At 71.1% G+C, this 13,216-nt stretch carries 15 protein-coding genes; 1 reads left to right on the top strand and 14 read right to left on the bottom strand.

Translation table 11 applies throughout. The annotated features are described in order from the left end of the window. Positions 1-174: 174 nt before the first annotated feature. Positions 175-1,707, top strand: a complete 1,533-nt coding sequence (locus ABT340_RS03615) for a bis-aminopropyl spermidine synthase family protein (RefSeq protein WP_352009065.1) — start codon at positions 175-177, stop codon at positions 1,705-1,707. A gap of 6 nt (positions 1,708-1,713) precedes the next feature. Here the strand turns inward: ABT340_RS03615 and ABT340_RS03610 are convergent, their stop codons facing one another. From ABT340_RS03610 to ppk2, 14 genes are all read right to left on the bottom strand, one after another. Further along, positions 1,714-2,349, bottom strand: coding sequence for a hypothetical protein (locus ABT340_RS03610; protein ID WP_352009064.1), 636 nt, complete (start codon positions 2,347-2,349; stop codon positions 1,714-1,716). A 26-nt stretch (positions 2,350-2,375) separates the two neighbouring features. Beyond that, on the bottom strand, positions 2,376-3,218 hold the full coding sequence (locus ABT340_RS03605) for a hypothetical protein (RefSeq protein ID WP_352009063.1): 843 nt from the start codon (positions 3,216-3,218) through the stop codon (positions 2,376-2,378). Beyond that, entirely contained in the window at positions 3,215-3,934 is a 720-nt protein-coding gene (locus ABT340_RS03600; protein ID WP_352009062.1) for a VIT1/CCC1 transporter family protein, read from the bottom strand. The genes ABT340_RS03605 and ABT340_RS03600 overlap by 4 nt, the downstream gene beginning before the upstream one ends. A 45-nt stretch (positions 3,935-3,979) precedes the next feature. Next, complete coding sequence (gene lgt / locus ABT340_RS03595) at positions 3,980-5,092, bottom strand: prolipoprotein diacylglyceryl transferase (protein WP_352009061.1); 1,113 nt, start codon at positions 5,090-5,092, stop codon at positions 3,980-3,982. Between the two features lie 26 nt (positions 5,093-5,118). Next, positions 5,119-5,883, bottom strand: coding sequence for a DsbA family protein (locus ABT340_RS03590; RefSeq protein ID WP_352009060.1), 765 nt, complete (start codon positions 5,881-5,883; stop codon positions 5,119-5,121). Beyond that, positions 5,883-6,389, bottom strand: coding sequence for a DoxX family protein (locus ABT340_RS03585; protein WP_352009059.1), 507 nt, complete (start codon positions 6,387-6,389; stop codon positions 5,883-5,885). The genes ABT340_RS03590 and ABT340_RS03585 overlap by 1 nt, the downstream gene beginning before the upstream one ends. 664 nt (positions 6,390-7,053) lie before the next feature. Then, positions 7,054-7,848 carry a tryptophan synthase subunit alpha gene (gene trpA, locus ABT340_RS03580; protein WP_352009058.1) on the bottom strand — a complete coding sequence of 265 codons (795 nt, stop codon included), beginning with the start codon at positions 7,846-7,848 and terminating at the stop codon, positions 7,054-7,056. Between the two features lie 66 nt (positions 7,849-7,914). Beyond that, the gene (gene trpB, locus ABT340_RS03575) at positions 7,915-9,138 is read right to left on the bottom strand and encodes a tryptophan synthase subunit beta (protein ID WP_352009461.1); all 1,224 of its coding nucleotides are present in this window, start codon (positions 9,136-9,138) and stop codon (positions 7,915-7,917) included. A 22-nt stretch (positions 9,139-9,160) separates the two neighbouring features. Continuing rightward, a complete protein-coding gene (gene trpC, locus ABT340_RS03570; protein WP_352009057.1) occupies positions 9,161-9,970 on the bottom strand; it encodes an indole-3-glycerol phosphate synthase TrpC in 810 nt (269 codons plus the stop codon). Positions 9,971-10,138: 168 nt separating this feature from the next. Further along, positions 10,139-10,531: a DUF2752 domain-containing protein gene (locus tag ABT340_RS03565; RefSeq protein WP_352009056.1), complete on the bottom strand. Its 393-nt coding sequence runs from the start codon at positions 10,529-10,531 to the stop codon at positions 10,139-10,141. 152 nt (positions 10,532-10,683) lie between these two features. Then, positions 10,684-11,067: a DUF4190 domain-containing protein gene (locus ABT340_RS03560; protein ID WP_352009055.1), complete on the bottom strand. Its 384-nt coding sequence runs from the start codon at positions 11,065-11,067 to the stop codon at positions 10,684-10,686. Between the two features lie 104 nt (positions 11,068-11,171). Then, positions 11,172-11,831, bottom strand: coding sequence for a Trp biosynthesis-associated membrane protein (locus ABT340_RS03555; protein ID WP_352009054.1), 660 nt, complete (start codon positions 11,829-11,831; stop codon positions 11,172-11,174). After that, complete coding sequence (gene hisI / locus ABT340_RS03550) at positions 11,828-12,175, bottom strand: phosphoribosyl-AMP cyclohydrolase (RefSeq protein ID WP_352009053.1); 348 nt, start codon at positions 12,173-12,175, stop codon at positions 11,828-11,830. The genes ABT340_RS03555 and hisI overlap by 4 nt, the downstream gene beginning before the upstream one ends. Before the next feature lie 44 nt (positions 12,176-12,219). Beyond that, entirely contained in the window at positions 12,220-13,179 is a 960-nt protein-coding gene (gene ppk2, locus ABT340_RS03545; protein WP_352009052.1) for a polyphosphate kinase 2, read from the bottom strand. Between the last annotated feature and the right edge of the window lie 37 nt (positions 13,180-13,216).

The raw sequence follows: 13,216 nt of genomic DNA, 5'->3' as shown, positions 1-13,216 counted from the left end.
TCTGGATCAAGCTAGGGACGACGTTGGCCCTGCTGCGTGGTGGGTAGACATTACCGTACCCTGCCGGAAAGCTACCTACCCGGTCCGCATAGCGACCATTTAGTACAGGTTTGCCCACTTCAGTCAACATGCCCGTACGGCACGGCATTCCATCGGGCGCCCTAAGGTTGGCGCATGGACGCGATTGCGGATCTCCTCGCGCGGGCGGGAGTCGACGGCAGGAGACCGAGGGCCGTGCTGGCCGCGCTGGGCGACGGCCGCTGGTGGACCCTCGCCGATCTGGTCAGGCTGACCGCGACGTCACGGCGGACGGTCGAGTCCCTGCTGCGCGAGCTCGACCTGGAGCGCTCCGGCGACCGGTTCAGGCTCAGGGCCCCCCTGCCCGAGGCGCCCGTGTCCCGTGCGCCCGCCGACCCGGTGGCCCACCTGCTGCCCGAGCAGGCCGGCCTGGTCGCCACGATGGAGAAGCTGATCACCGGCGCGCCCCGGGGGCGTCACACGCTCGACCACGTGTCGGCGACCGCGGAGACCGTGGTCAGGCGGGCCCTGCTGCTTGAGGCGAGGTTCTGGCTCGACGGCGCCCGCCTGCTGTGCGTCGGCGACCACGACCTGACCTCGCTGGCCGTCGCGGCGCTGTGCCCCGGCCTTGAGGTGACCGTCGCCGACATCGACGAGCGCATCCTCGGCTACATCGCCGAGCAGGCCGGACGCCTGGGCCTGCCGGTGCGCACCCGCTGGGCCGACCTGCGCCTCGGCCTGCCCGCCTCGGCTCGCGGATGGGCCGACCTGGCGATCACCGACCCGCCCTACACGCCCGAGGGGGTCGGGCTGTTCGTCGCCCGCGCCGCCGAGGGGCTGCGCGACCGCGACCAGGGCCGCGTCCTGCTGGCCTACGGCGCCAGCGAACGCACTCCCGCCCTGGCGCTGAAGGTGCAGAACGCCCTGTCCGCCCTCAACCTCGTCAACGAGGCGATCTACCCCGACTTCAACCGCTATCTCGGCGCCGAGGCCATCGGCTCGGCCGCCGACCTGTACGTCCTGCGGCCGACCACGAAGACCTGGCCCGCCGTCGCCGCCCGCGTCGAGGGCCTCAGCGCCGCCATCTACACCCAGGGCCCCCAGGCGGTCGAGTCGGCGGCCTCATCCGCTCCTCCTCCCCCGGTCACCGGGAGTCCCGAGGTGCTGGTCGGGGACTGGCCCGCCCAGGTGCTGCCCCGCACCCCCAGGGCCCGCCTGTCGACCTGGCTCGCCAAGCCGTACGCCACCGACCCCGCCGAGGTGGCGATCGCGGTGCCCGCGGGGCTTGAGGCCGCGCTGCCCCGGCTGCTGCTGGCCACCCGCGCCCGCCGGGTCCAGGTCACACTGGCCGAGCCGCCCACCGCCCTGCCCGCCGAGCTGTCGGCCGTCTACGAGCTGACCGCCGAGGGCCGGACCGTGCACGCCGTACGGCTGCCGCCCCCGCAGACCGACGAGGGCCGCGTCCTGCGGCGCGTCCTGGACAACGCCCACGGCAAGGTCGCCAACACCTGGCGGGAGGCTCTCATCTCGGTCAGAGGTGAGCTGACCAAACGGCAGGCCAGGGCACTCGTCGCGCTGAGCGCGCCGTGGGCGCAGGACGTCACCGTCCTCGAACTGCCCGCGCACCGGCTGCGGGAGCTCCAGGACGCGGTCGCGCGCTCCCTGACCGCGCCCGTGCCCGCGGACTGAGCGCGCTCAGCGCACCAGACGGTGCTGGAGCAGCAGGCTGGGGCTGTCGACGGCCACCTGCGGGTAGGTCAGGTCGGCCTTACCCGCCCCCTGCCCCGTGTTCCCGACGGGGGCGACCCAGCTGACGGTGACGTAGTGGCCGAGGGCGCGGGCCTGTGCCCAGCCCGCGGCCCCCTGGAAGCCCTCCGGGGCACCCGGGACCGGCCGTACGAAACCGTCACGGCCCAGCACGCCGACGAGCCGGTCGGCGGCGGCGGAGTCGGCCAGGTTGAAGACGACGAACTGGCCGAGGACCCGGCCGTCACGGGTCGCGTAGCGGGCGCGCAACACCTGGGTGCATCCGGCCACGGCCTCCCGTGCCCCACCCCAGACCGCCGAGGCGCAGTCGGTCAGCTGTTCGGTGCCCTGGCGCGTGAGCGTGACGCCGCCCGCGCTCACCGAACCCGTGGGAAAGACCTCCGCGACGGTCAGCGGGTCGGGATCGGCGGCCCGGGTGGCGATGGGGTCGTAGTGCGCCGTGGTCCGCTCGGCCCTGAAGGTCGCCGGGCGCTGGGTGTCCGTACCCGCCCGTGACCACAGGAACACCGCGGTCCCCGCGGCGGCGAGGGCCACGACGGCGACGGCGATGATCCACTTACGCATGACCGATGAGCCTACTGTCCGTGGGGTCACGAGGGGGACGCGGCGGGCTTCACCGCGACGACACGGCGGAAAACGGCCCTCTCCGCGCCCCTGACCGCCAGGGACAGGGAGACGAAGTCGTCCTTCTCGCCGGGATCGGCGCCGTCAGCGCGGCCGATCCAGACCAGGGCCGCGTAGTGGCCCATGGCGTTGCCGCTGCCCTCGCTGTAACCGGAGGAGGAGAACGGTGCCCTGCCGCCCTGCCCCAGCGGCTGTGGCCAGCCTCCCCGGTAGCCCGCGGTCAGGGACTGGACCAGTTCGTTGGCCGCGGCGGTGTCACGCAGGTTGAACAGGGTGTACTGCGCGACGTAGCGGCCGTCCGCGCTGGTGTAGGTGCCCCGCAGCGCCTGGGTGCAGCCCGACCTGGTGAGCTGGTCGGCCAGTTCCCGCCCCCAGACCGCCGCCGAGCAGGTCGCGTCGAGTTTGGTGGCGCCCAGCTTCAGGGTGATCGCACCCTCTTTGAGGGTCCTGACGGGGAAGATCTCCTTGAGGGTGAGCGGCGCCGGGTCGGCCGTGTTCCGTTCGATGGGCGCGAACAGCTTCGGCGAGTTCCATCCCTTGTAGGTGTCGGGCCTCGGCTGGGTCACGATGGCGGCGGCGGTCGCCCGCTCGGGGACGAAGTCGTTGCCGACCGCGGAGATCACGAAGGCCAGGACGACCGCGGTGACGATCACTCCGACGACGGAACCGCCGATCACCAGCAGCCGCTGCTGGAGGCGGCTCAGCCCCAGCTCCCGCAGTCTGCCGCCCTCCACGGGCTGCGCCGTCCTGGAGGAGCCGCGCCGGCGTCTGCGCGACGGGGTCGGGGCCTGGGGGCTGGGCGCGTTCACAGGCCGCCCCCGCCCAGCAGGTGGCCGAGGCCGAAGGTCAGGAGCGCGGCGAGCGCGCCGACGCCGAGCTGGCGCAGCCCGCTGTACCACCAGCTGCGCGCGGTGACCCTGGAGACCAGTGCCCCCGCCCCGAACAGCGCCAGGCACGAGACGATCGCGGAACCGACCAGGCTGGTGACCCCGAGAAGGTACGGCAGCAGCGGCAGGACCGCGCCGACGCTGAAGGACAGGAACGAGGAGACCGCGGCGACCTTGGGCGAGGGAAGGTCCCCCGGGGTTACGCCGAGTTCGGCGCTGGTGTGCACCTCAAGCGCCTTGTCGGGATTGAGGGAGATCTGCCTGGCCACCTCCGCCGCCAGCTCGGGCTGGACACCGCGCGACTCGTAGAGCTGGGCGAGTTCGCGCAGTTCGGCCTCGGGGTTGCGTTCCAGCTCACGCCGCTCGACGTCGATCTCGGCGACGGCGAGCTCCCGCTGGCTGGCGACCGAGACGTACTCGCCGCCCGCCATGGAGAACGCCCCCGCCGCCAGGCCCGCGATGCCCGCCAGCACGACGACCTGGGTGCTCGTCGTGCCGCCCGCGACACCGGCGATCAGCGCGAAGTTCGACACGAGCCCGTCCATCGCCCCGAAGACGGAGGGCCGCAGCCAGCCGCCGTTGACATCCCGGTGGGCGTGGTGGATCTCGGCGCGCTCCTGGGCGCCGCCCTGACTCATCGTTCCTCTTTCTTCGCCTGGTTCCTTAGCGGGGGGAGACCCGGCTCACGCCGTGCCTTTCTCCCCTGCTGCGCGCTCGCCGTCGGCCACGGCCGTCTCGGCCTCGTCGGCCTGGTCGGACCCGTGGGCGGGGTCGGTCTCTGCGCCCGTCTGGGCGAAGGCGGACACGAACTCCGCCTTTCCATCCTGCCCGTCCTGCCCGCCGGCCTGCTCCGAGGGGGGCGCGGAATCGGCGGGCCGGTCGTCCTCGGACTCCGCCCGCGGCCCGGTCTCGTGCTCGTCCGCCTGGTCGGCGGCGTGCGCGGGGTCGGCCGGATCGCCGGCCTCCTGGTCCTGCGTCACCCCGACGACCCGCTCCTCACCGGTCTTGTTCCTGGTGCTCCAGAACCAGATGAGTGCCGCGACGAACAGCACGATGGAGGTCCACTGGTTGAGCCGCAGGCCGAGGATGTGGTGGGCGGTGTCGATGCGCAACCCCTCGATCCAGAACCGGCCCAGGGTGTAGCCCGCGATGTAGAGCAGGAACAACCGGCCGTGCCTGAGGGCGAACCTGTGGCCCGCCCAGACCAGCACGAGGGCCAGACCCAGGTCCCACACCATCTCGTACAGGAAGGCGGGGTGGTAGGTGGAGACCCCCGGCAGCGTGCCCGGCTTGTCGGGGTCGATCTCCAGGCCCCACGGCAGGGTCGTCGGGCTGCCGAACAGCTCCTGGTTGAAGTAGTTGCCCAACCGGCCGATGGCCTGGCCGACCGCGATGGCCGGGGCCACGACGTCGGCGACCGCGGACACCGAGATTCCCCGGTTGCGGCAGCCGAACCAGACGCCCAGCGCGCCCAGGGTGACGGCCCCCCAGATGCCCAGCCCCCCGTTCCAGATGTAGAGCGCCTCGATGGGCGTGTGAGGGGCGTCAGGCCCGAAGTAGAGCTGCCAGTCGGTGATGACGTGGTAGAGACGCCCGCCGACCAGGCCGAACGGCACGGCCCAGACGGCGAGGTCGACGATGGTGCCCGGCGTTCCCCCACGGGCGCGCCAGCGGCGCTCGCCGATGGCGACGGCGACGATGACGCCGAGCACGATGCACAGCGCGTAGGCCCTGATGGGGATTACACCGAGGTACCAGACCCCCTGCGAGGGGCTGGGAATCGAGGCGAGGGGCATGTCAGGTGACGTTACCGTGTCGCGGGCTACTTGGCGGCATCGAGAACGGCTTTACGGAGATCCGCGGGCTTGAACGCGACGTCGTTGCCGATCTCGGTCCCGTTGATCTTCAGCGTCGGCGTGCCGCTGAGCTTGGCGGCCTGCATGGTCCTGGTGCTGTAGTCGATCTGCTCCTGGGCCTTCTGCTGGGTGGTCACGCAGGTGGCGAAGGCCGAGCCGGTGACCCCTGCGTCTCTGCCCCAGTCGACCATGTCGTCCACCTTGAAGCCCTCGACGGTCTCGGAGGGCTGCTCCTTGAACAGCTTGTCGTGGAACTTCGACCACGGGGTCCCTCCGGGGATGCACCGGGAGGCGGCCCCGGCACGCAGGGAGTTACCCCTGGTGACGCCCTGGTTCATCTCCTGCGAGAAGATCGTGATGGGGTGGTAGACCACCTTGACCTTTCCCTCGGCGGCCAGGTTCTTGATGGTGGGCCCGCTGGTCTGCTCCATCGCCCTGCACGCGGGGCACTGGAAGTCCTCGTAGACGTCCAGGACCGGCTTCTCGACGCCCGCGACGGCCATCACGACGGAGCCGTCCGGGGAGGCGGTGATCGGCGCGAGCGCCTGGGTGACCTCCTCGGGCTTGCTGCCGTTGGCGGCGTACCACCATCCGGCTCCGATCGCGCCGAGGGCGACGACCACCACGGTCGTCACCGTCGCGACGCGCTTGAGCCGCTCCTTCTGCCGCTGCTCCTCCCGCTGTGCCTTGATCCGCTCACGCACCGAGTGCTCCCGTGCGGCCTTGCCCATCAGTGATCCTCCTGTTTCCGTGGTTCCTCCTCGCCGTCCACCTCGTCGTACGACTCCCGCTCAGGGGCCAGCCCGAGCGCGGAGTCCAGCGCGAGTCGTCCCGGACCGAACCGGGCGACGAGCACGCCGAGAACGAAGAGACCGGAGTCCCGCAGGATGTCGACGAGGTAGTCGGGCTCGACCCCCGGCTTGAGCTGGCCGCCGCCGCCGAAGCAGCCGCAGTCGATCCGCAGGCCGCGCGCCCACACGGAGGCGATGCCGATGACGAACGCCAGCATGAGCAGCGCGGAGATGCCGCCCACGACGCGGGTGAGCAGTCCGACAACCAGCAACACCCCAATGACGATCTCCAGGATGGGCAGGCCGTAGCCGACCACCGTGGCAAGCGAGTCTGGAAGCAGTTCGTACGCCTTGACCGACTGGACGGAAAGCACAGGCGTGCCGATCTTGCCCCAACCTGCGACAATGAGCACCCCCGCCAGCACCAACCGCGAGACGGTCGTCACCCAGGGTAGCGTCGAACTAGCTCTGCGCGACCTCGGGGGGGCCTGCTTTTCAGAAGTCACGAGCATCATCGTCTCCCATTCCGGACCTGCGTCGCGGCCGTCGCCGGCGGCTACACGCGTTCCTGAGGAACCCCATCACGTGCTGGATAAGCGTCGGGTAAGTCAATCGGCCGACCGTAACGCGCTCCGTGAGGGTCCCGAAACTCCGGTCCCCCGTTCGCCGGGTGTCCGGCCGGGCGTGGCATGGCGCGAAGGCGGGGACGGCATGGCCGCCGCCTCGGCTCCTCCGCCACTGGCACACACCCTCCAGGTTCGATGACCGTCCCGGTTTCCCCCATGTCCCTGCGCCTGTGCGATCGGCGGGCCGAGCCTGTTCGAACTGGGAAATCGTAGCCGAGGCACGGTCCTCGCGGCGTTTTCAGGTCAACGGGGGGAGCGTTCGGACTGAACCGGGAGAGAGGTCTCGCACCCCCGGGGCCGATGCGCCGCTTCCAGCGTACGCATTTCCAGGGTACGCCGCAGCCTTCCGCGCAGGTCGGCGGGCATGACGACACCCCGGCTCCATGGGGCGGCGCCGTACGAAGAACGCGGCCGTCCTGTGTGGACGGCCGCGTCGTATGAGATTTCAGGCGTGTCCCGGGCAAGCCCGGTTTTCAGCGGCGAATCAGGCGCGCACGCCCGCCGCCAGCTCGGCTCCCAGCTCCCTGACCGCGGCCAGGCCCGAGGCCTCATCCGGGGCGTCGAGCAGGCGGCGGATGAACGCCGAGCCGACGATGACGCCGTCGGCGTAGCGGGCGACCTGGGCCGCCTGCTCGCCGGTGCCGACTCCGAGGCCGACGCAGACCGGCAGTGAGGTCTGCCTGCGGGTCCGCTCGACCAGGCCTTCGGCGGCCTCACCGACCGTGGCGCGCGCCCCGGTGACGCCCATCAGGGAGGCGGCGTAGACGAAGCCCGTGCAGCACTCGGCGACGGCCTTGATGCGTGTCTCGGGAGAGCTGGGTGCGACGAGGAAGACGGTGTCGATTCCGGCCCCCGCGCTGGCCTCCCGCCACGGCCCCGACTCCTCCGGGGTCAGGTCGGGGGTGATGGTCCCCGTCCCGCCCGCTGCGGCCAGGTCACGGGCGAACCGGTCGGCGCCGTAGCGGTCGATCGGGTTCCAGTAGGTCATGACCAGCGTGGCGGCGCCCGTCTTGGCCACCCCCTCGACCGTGCGCAGCACGTCGGCGATGCGGGTGCCGTTGATCAGCGACCGGTGCACGGCGTCCTGGATGGTCGGGCCGTCCATGAGCGGATCGGAGTACGGCAGGCCGATCTCGATCACGTCGCAGCCGGCCTCGACCATGGCGGTCGCGGCCGCGATCGCGCCGTCCTTCGTGGGGAAACCCGCGGGGAGGTATCCGATGAGGGCGGCGCGATCGTCCGCCTTAGCCTTGGCGAACACCGTCTGAAGAGTCGTCATCGTTGGTTCCGTTGTCGGTCGTGGCCTCCGTCCCCTCCGCGGGGCGGAGGGGAAGCAAGTCGGTCGTCAGAGGTTGAAGTACTTCATGGCGGTGCCCATGTCCTTGTCGCCCCGGCCTGAGAGGTTGACCAGGATGAGCGCCTCGGGGCCGAGCTCGCGGCCGAGCTTGAGGGCTCCGGCGAGCGCGTGCGAGGACTCGATGGCCGGGATGATGCCCTCGGTCCTGGCGAGCAGGGCGAAGGCGTCCATGGCCTCGGCGTCGGTGATGCCGTGGTAGGCGGCGCGTCCGGTGTCCTTGAGCCAGGCGTGCTCGGGGCCGACACCGGGGTAGTCGAGGCCCGCGGAGATCGAGTGGGACTCGATCGTCTGGCCCTCCTCGTCCTGCAGGACGTAGGTGCGCGACCCGTGCAGGACCCCGATGGAGCCCTCGGTGAGGGTGAGGGCGTGCTCGCCGGTCTCCTTGCCGCGGCCGCCGGCCTCGTAGCCGTGCAGCTGGACGTCCTGGTCCTCAAGGAAGGCGTGGAAGATGCCGATGGCGTTGGAACCGCCGCCGACGGCCGCGGCCACCGCGTCGGGCAGCCTGCCCGCGAGGTCGAGGATCTGGCGGCGGGCCTCGACGCCGATGATGCGGGCGAAGTCGCGGACGATCTCGGGGAACGGGTGCGGTCCGGCGATGGTGCCGAACAGGTAGTGCGTGTGGTCGACGTTGGCCACCCAGTCGCGGAAGGCCTCGTTGATGGCGTCCTTGAGGGTCTGGCTGCCGTTGGTCACCGGGACGACACTGGCGCCGAGCAGCTTCATGCGGGCGACGTTGAGCGCCTGGCGCTCGCAGTCGACGGCCCCCATGTAGATCACACACTCCAGGCCCATCAGGGCCGCGGCGGTCGCCGTCGCGACGCCGTGCTGACCCGCGCCCGTCTCGGCGATCAGGCGGTTCTTGCCGAGCCGCTTGGTGAGCAGGGCCTGGCCGAGCACATTGTTGATCTTGTGGGCGCCGGTGTGGGTCAGGTCCTCGCGCTTGAGCACGATCCGGGCGCCGCCCGCGTGCTCGGAGAAGCGGGGGATCTCGGTGAGGGTGGTCGGCCTGCCCGCGTAGGTGCGCAGCAGGTGGTCGAACTCCCGCAGGAAGGCGGGGTCGTTCCTGGCCTTCTCGTACTCGGCCGCCACCTCGTCCAGCGCGGGGATGAGGGCCTCGGGGACGTAGCGCCCACCGAAGACGCCGAACTTGCCGTCGGTGTCCGGGTCGTCGCCGTGGACGCCGTTGCCCGCGAGGTCCGCGGAGGTGAGGATGCCGTCTGTCACTGTCACGTGCTCACTGTCCCTCTGGTCGGGATGCGGGGTGGGCTCCGGCGGTGACCAGGTCGACCACGGCGGCCCTGGGGTCCTTGCCGGTCACCAGGCTCTCGCCGACAAGGACGGCGTCCGCCCCCGCCCTGGCGTAGGCGAGCAGGTCGTGGGGACCGCGCACACCCGACTCGGCGATCTTGATGATACCGTCCGGGATCTTCGGGGCGATCTTGGCGAACACCTCGCGGTCGACCTCGAGGGTCTTGAGGTTGCGCGCGTTGACACCGATGATCTTCGCTCCGGCGGCGAGCGCCCGGTCGAGCTCCTCCTCGGTGTGCACCTCGACCAGCGGGGCCAGCCCGATCGACTCGGCCCGCTCGATGAGGGAGACCAGCGCGTTCTGTTCGAGCGCGGCCACGATCAGCAGCACGAGGTCCGCGCCGTAGGCACGGGCCTCCCACAGCTGGTAGGAGGTGACGACGAAGTCCTTGCGCAGCACCGGGATGTCGACCACGGCGCGGACGGCGGCCAGGTCCTCCAGGCTGCCGCCGAAGCGGCGACGCTCGGTCAGGACGCTGATGACGTGGGCGCCACCGGACTCGTAGTCACCGGCGAGCGCGGCGGGGTCGGCGATGGCGGCCAGCGCGCCCTTCGACGGGCTCGAGCGCTTCACCTCCGCGATGACCGCCACCTGGTCGCCGCCGAGAGCGGCGTAGGCGTCGCGGGGGGCGGGTGCCCGCTCCGCGCGTTCCTTGAGCTGCGCCAGCGACACCGTCTGCTGCCGGTCGGCCAGGTCCGCGCGGACTCCTTCGAGGATCTCCTCCAGTACGCTCACCTGTCCTCCTCGCGAAACTCGGAGGTCATGTCGGCGAACGCTGCCGTACGCATGGTCCGCTCACTCCACTCGCTCACGAGTAAGGCCCCTCCCGATCGATTGCCCTGTCTCGCCGATGCTATCGGCCTTGCCGTGGTCGCCCCGCCACCGGGTGACGCCTATAGGTGACTATGGGGCCAAGAATTCCCCAAAGGGAACATTCCGCACTATCCAAAAAACGATCATTAAACCAAGAAATGCCCATACATAGGCAGGATTTATAACTTTTCCGGCATCTCGTCTTCCCTGCCAGGAGAACAACGCCCAGCGTCCCCACAGCAGGACCACCACGGGGATCATGATCACGACGAACGGATTGAACCCCAGTGCGGCGGCCGGGTCACCCTGGGTGAGCGCGTGCACCGCCCGCAGCCCTCCGCAACCCGGGCAGTACAGCCCGGTGAGGGTGAGGAAGGGGCAGGCGGGATAGTGCCCCGGCTCGCCGGGATCGACCAGCGCGACCAGGAGGGTTGCCGCACCCGCCGCCACGGCCAGGCCGAGTGGCGCCAGCACGGCTCGCATCCGCCGTGCTCTCGGCTCTCCCGCCCTCGCGGCCCCGCCGGTCACCATCTGCCCGCCCGCACCCCTTCTCCCGCGACGACTGTCACCGGCAACGATACTCAAGGCGGCGCCGGATGACCGGCGACGCCCCGGCGGGGAACGGTCGGGGGGTCCTAGTAGCCGTAGGTGGCCGAGCCCGCCAGGACGCCTATCGCGACCAGCCAGACCACCAGCACGACCAGCCAGCAGGCGACGCCGAAGTAGGACAGGACCAGGCCCGCGATGGCCATGCCCCGCCCCTCCTCGCCGGTGCGCTTGATCTGGCCCAGCGAGATGTGACCGAGCACGATGCCCACGATCGAGGTCACGCCGCAGACGAAGAGCCCGGCGATGCCCATGATGAGAGCGGCGATGGCCATGCCGTTGTTGCCTCGGGGCGGCGGCGCTCCGTAGCCATAGGGATCGTAACCACCGCCGGGCGGCGTGCCGTACCCGCCGGGTGGCCCGTAGCCGCCCTGCGGGGGCCCGTACCCACCGGGCTGATTCCCATAGCTCATGAATTACTCCCTCTACACACGTTGCGGCGAAATCCTAGCGAAATCAGATCATCGCGGCGGCGGGCCGCCTAGTCCGTGGGCAAGTTGTGACCGTACGGCGCGGCTCAGCGCCCGTCCCGTCCTGGGTCGGCAGCGGGCTCGGCGGTGGAGTCCGTGGCGGAATCAGTGGGGGAATCAGTGGCGGGGTCGGCTGTCGGGTCGGCGCCGAGGTCGATGGCGTCCCACATGGCCCGGCCGCTGCCCGAGGCTCCGGCGCGCGTGAGGGCCTCGCTCCCCCGAGCCGCGCCCCTGCGCTCGTAGCGCTCCGACATGCCGGGCCAGTTCACGCTCCACAGCGCGGCGACCGCTCCCCCGGCGAGCAGCACCAGGCCGCCCGCCCCGGCGAGCACCGGCCAGAGGAGGTGGCCGGTGGCCCGCGCCGTCTCGGCGGCCGCGGCCATGGGCGCGTGCCCGGCCGCGGCGGCGAGACCGGCGTCGGCTCCGCCGCCGGCTGCCACCGCGACGATCACCCCTGCCCCGCACAGCGCCATCACGACGCCGATGACCCTGCGCCACACGCCTCGCGTCGCGAGCACCGCGACCACCGCGGCCAGCGCCGCCCAGGCCGCGGGCGCCAGGGCGGGGGCGAGTTCGGCGGCGGAGACGGGCACGGCGCGCGTGCCGTACCTCACCGTGACCCAGTCGCGGCCCGCGGCCAGCAGCACCAGGCCCGCGCCCGCCGCGCACGCGGCGACCCAGGTCCACAGCGCCCGGCCCGCTCTCACGCCGGGGTCACCGCCAGCCGGTCGGCGTCGAAACAGGTCCGGTCACCGGTGTGGCAGGCGGCGCCCACCTGGTCGACCTTCAGCAGGATCGTGTCGCCGTCGCAGTCGAGGGCGACGGACCTGACGTGCTGGACGTTGCCCGAGGTCTCGCCCTTGACCCAGTAGGACCGGCGGCTGCGCGACCAGTAGGTGGCACGGCCGGTGGTGAGCGTGCGGTGCAGCGCCTCGTCGTCCATCCAGGCGAGCATGAGCACCTCGCCGGTGTCGTGCTGCTGGACCACGGCGGGCACCAGTCCGTCGGCGGTGCGCTTCAGTCGGGCCGCGATGGCCGGGTCAAGGGGCATGTGGCAATTGTGCCGCACCTGGGCGGAGGTCCCGCGTCCGGCGGTCAGCGGGTGCGGTCGTCGTCGAACAGGTCGGCCGCGTGCACGACGATCCTGGGGTCGGGCCCGCCGACGATCTCGTGGTCCTTGTTGGTGTACTCGAACCGGCTCAGGAGGTAGCGCATGGCCTCGACCCTGGCCCGCTTCTTGTCGTTGCTCTTGATCACCGTCCACGGCGCCTCCTCCGTGTCGGTGTGCAGGAACATGTCTTCCTTGGCCTGGGTGTACTCGTCCCACTTGTCCAGCGACTCCAGGTCCATCGGCGACAGTTTCCACTGCCGCACCGGGTCGACCTGGCGGATGATGAAACGGGTGCGCTGCTCGGAGCGGGAGACCGAGAACCAGAACTTCACCAGGTGGATGCCGTCGCGGACGAGCATGCGCTCGAAGGCCGGCGCCTGCTCCATGAACTCCGTGTACTCCCCGGGCGTGGCGAAGCCCATCACGCGCTCGACCCCGGCGCGGTTGTACCAGGAGCGGTCGAAGAAGACCATCTCCCCCGCGGCGGGCAGATGGGAGACGTAGCGCTGGAAGTACCACTGGGTGCTCTCACGCTCGCTCGGCTTCTCCAGGGCGACCACGGTGGCCCCGCGCGGGTTGAGGTGCTCCATGAACCGCTTGATCGTGCCGCCCTTGCCCGCCGCGTCGCGCCCCTCGAACAGGATCAGCAGCCGCCCGCCGGTGTCCTTGATCCAGTACTGCAGTTTGAGGAGCTCGATCTGGAGCAGCCGCTTGGTCCTGTCGTACTCCGAACGGTCCATCCGCTCCGGGTAGGGATACCTCTCCCGCCAGGTGTCCACCGGGGTGCCGTCCAGCCGTACGAGCACGGGGTCGTCATCGTCGTCGTCGAGGACCCGCAGGTTCGGCAGTTCGTCGAGCAGGTCGCTGCGGGACGCGGCGGAGCGCGCGTCGAGCACGGGGTACCTGCTGCCCCGCGCGGGTTCCTCACCCACCAGATCGGTCATGGACGTCCTTCCCGCTTCCCCCCGGCGGGAGCCCGGG

Origin of the sequence: Streptosporangium sp. NPDC000239 (genome assembly GCF_040300765.1) — a bacterium.
Taxonomy (GTDB): Bacteria; Actinomycetota; Actinomycetes; order Streptosporangiales; family Streptosporangiaceae; genus Streptosporangium.
The sequence above is the reverse complement of the archived record's forward strand: the minus strand, read 5'-3'. Positions and strand labels throughout refer to the sequence as shown.

Excerpts from the sequence above, each read along its gene's own strand:
- ABT340_RS03615 (WP_352009065.1), top strand. The coding sequence starts at position 175 with ATGGACGCGATTGCGGATCTCCTCGCGCGGGCGGGAGTCGACGGCAGG.
- ABT340_RS03610 (WP_352009064.1), bottom strand. The coding sequence starts at position 2,349 with ATGCGTAAGTGGATCATCGCCGTCGCCGTCGTGGCCCTCGCCGCCGCG.
- ABT340_RS03600 (WP_352009062.1), bottom strand. The coding sequence starts at position 3,934 with ATGAGTCAGGGCGGCGCCCAGGAGCGCGCCGAGATCCACCACGCCCAC.
- lgt (WP_352009061.1), bottom strand. The coding sequence starts at position 5,092 with ATGCCCCTCGCCTCGATTCCCAGCCCCTCGCAGGGGGTCTGGTACCTC.
- ABT340_RS03590 (WP_352009060.1), bottom strand. The coding sequence starts at position 5,883 with ATGGGCAAGGCCGCACGGGAGCACTCGGTGCGTGAGCGGATCAAGGCA.
- trpA (WP_352009058.1), bottom strand. The coding sequence starts at position 7,848 with ATGACGACTCTTCAGACGGTGTTCGCCAAGGCTAAGGCGGACGATCGC.
- ABT340_RS03565 (WP_352009056.1), bottom strand. The coding sequence starts at position 10,531 with ATGCGAGCCGTGCTGGCGCCACTCGGCCTGGCCGTGGCGGCGGGTGCG.
- ABT340_RS03560 (WP_352009055.1), bottom strand. The coding sequence starts at position 11,067 with ATGAGCTATGGGAATCAGCCCGGTGGGTACGGGCCCCCGCAGGGCGGC.
- hisI (WP_352009053.1), bottom strand. The coding sequence starts at position 12,175 with ATGCCCCTTGACCCGGCCATCGCGGCCCGACTGAAGCGCACCGCCGAC.
- ppk2 (WP_352009052.1), bottom strand. The coding sequence starts at position 13,179 with ATGACCGATCTGGTGGGTGAGGAACCCGCGCGGGGCAGCAGGTACCCC.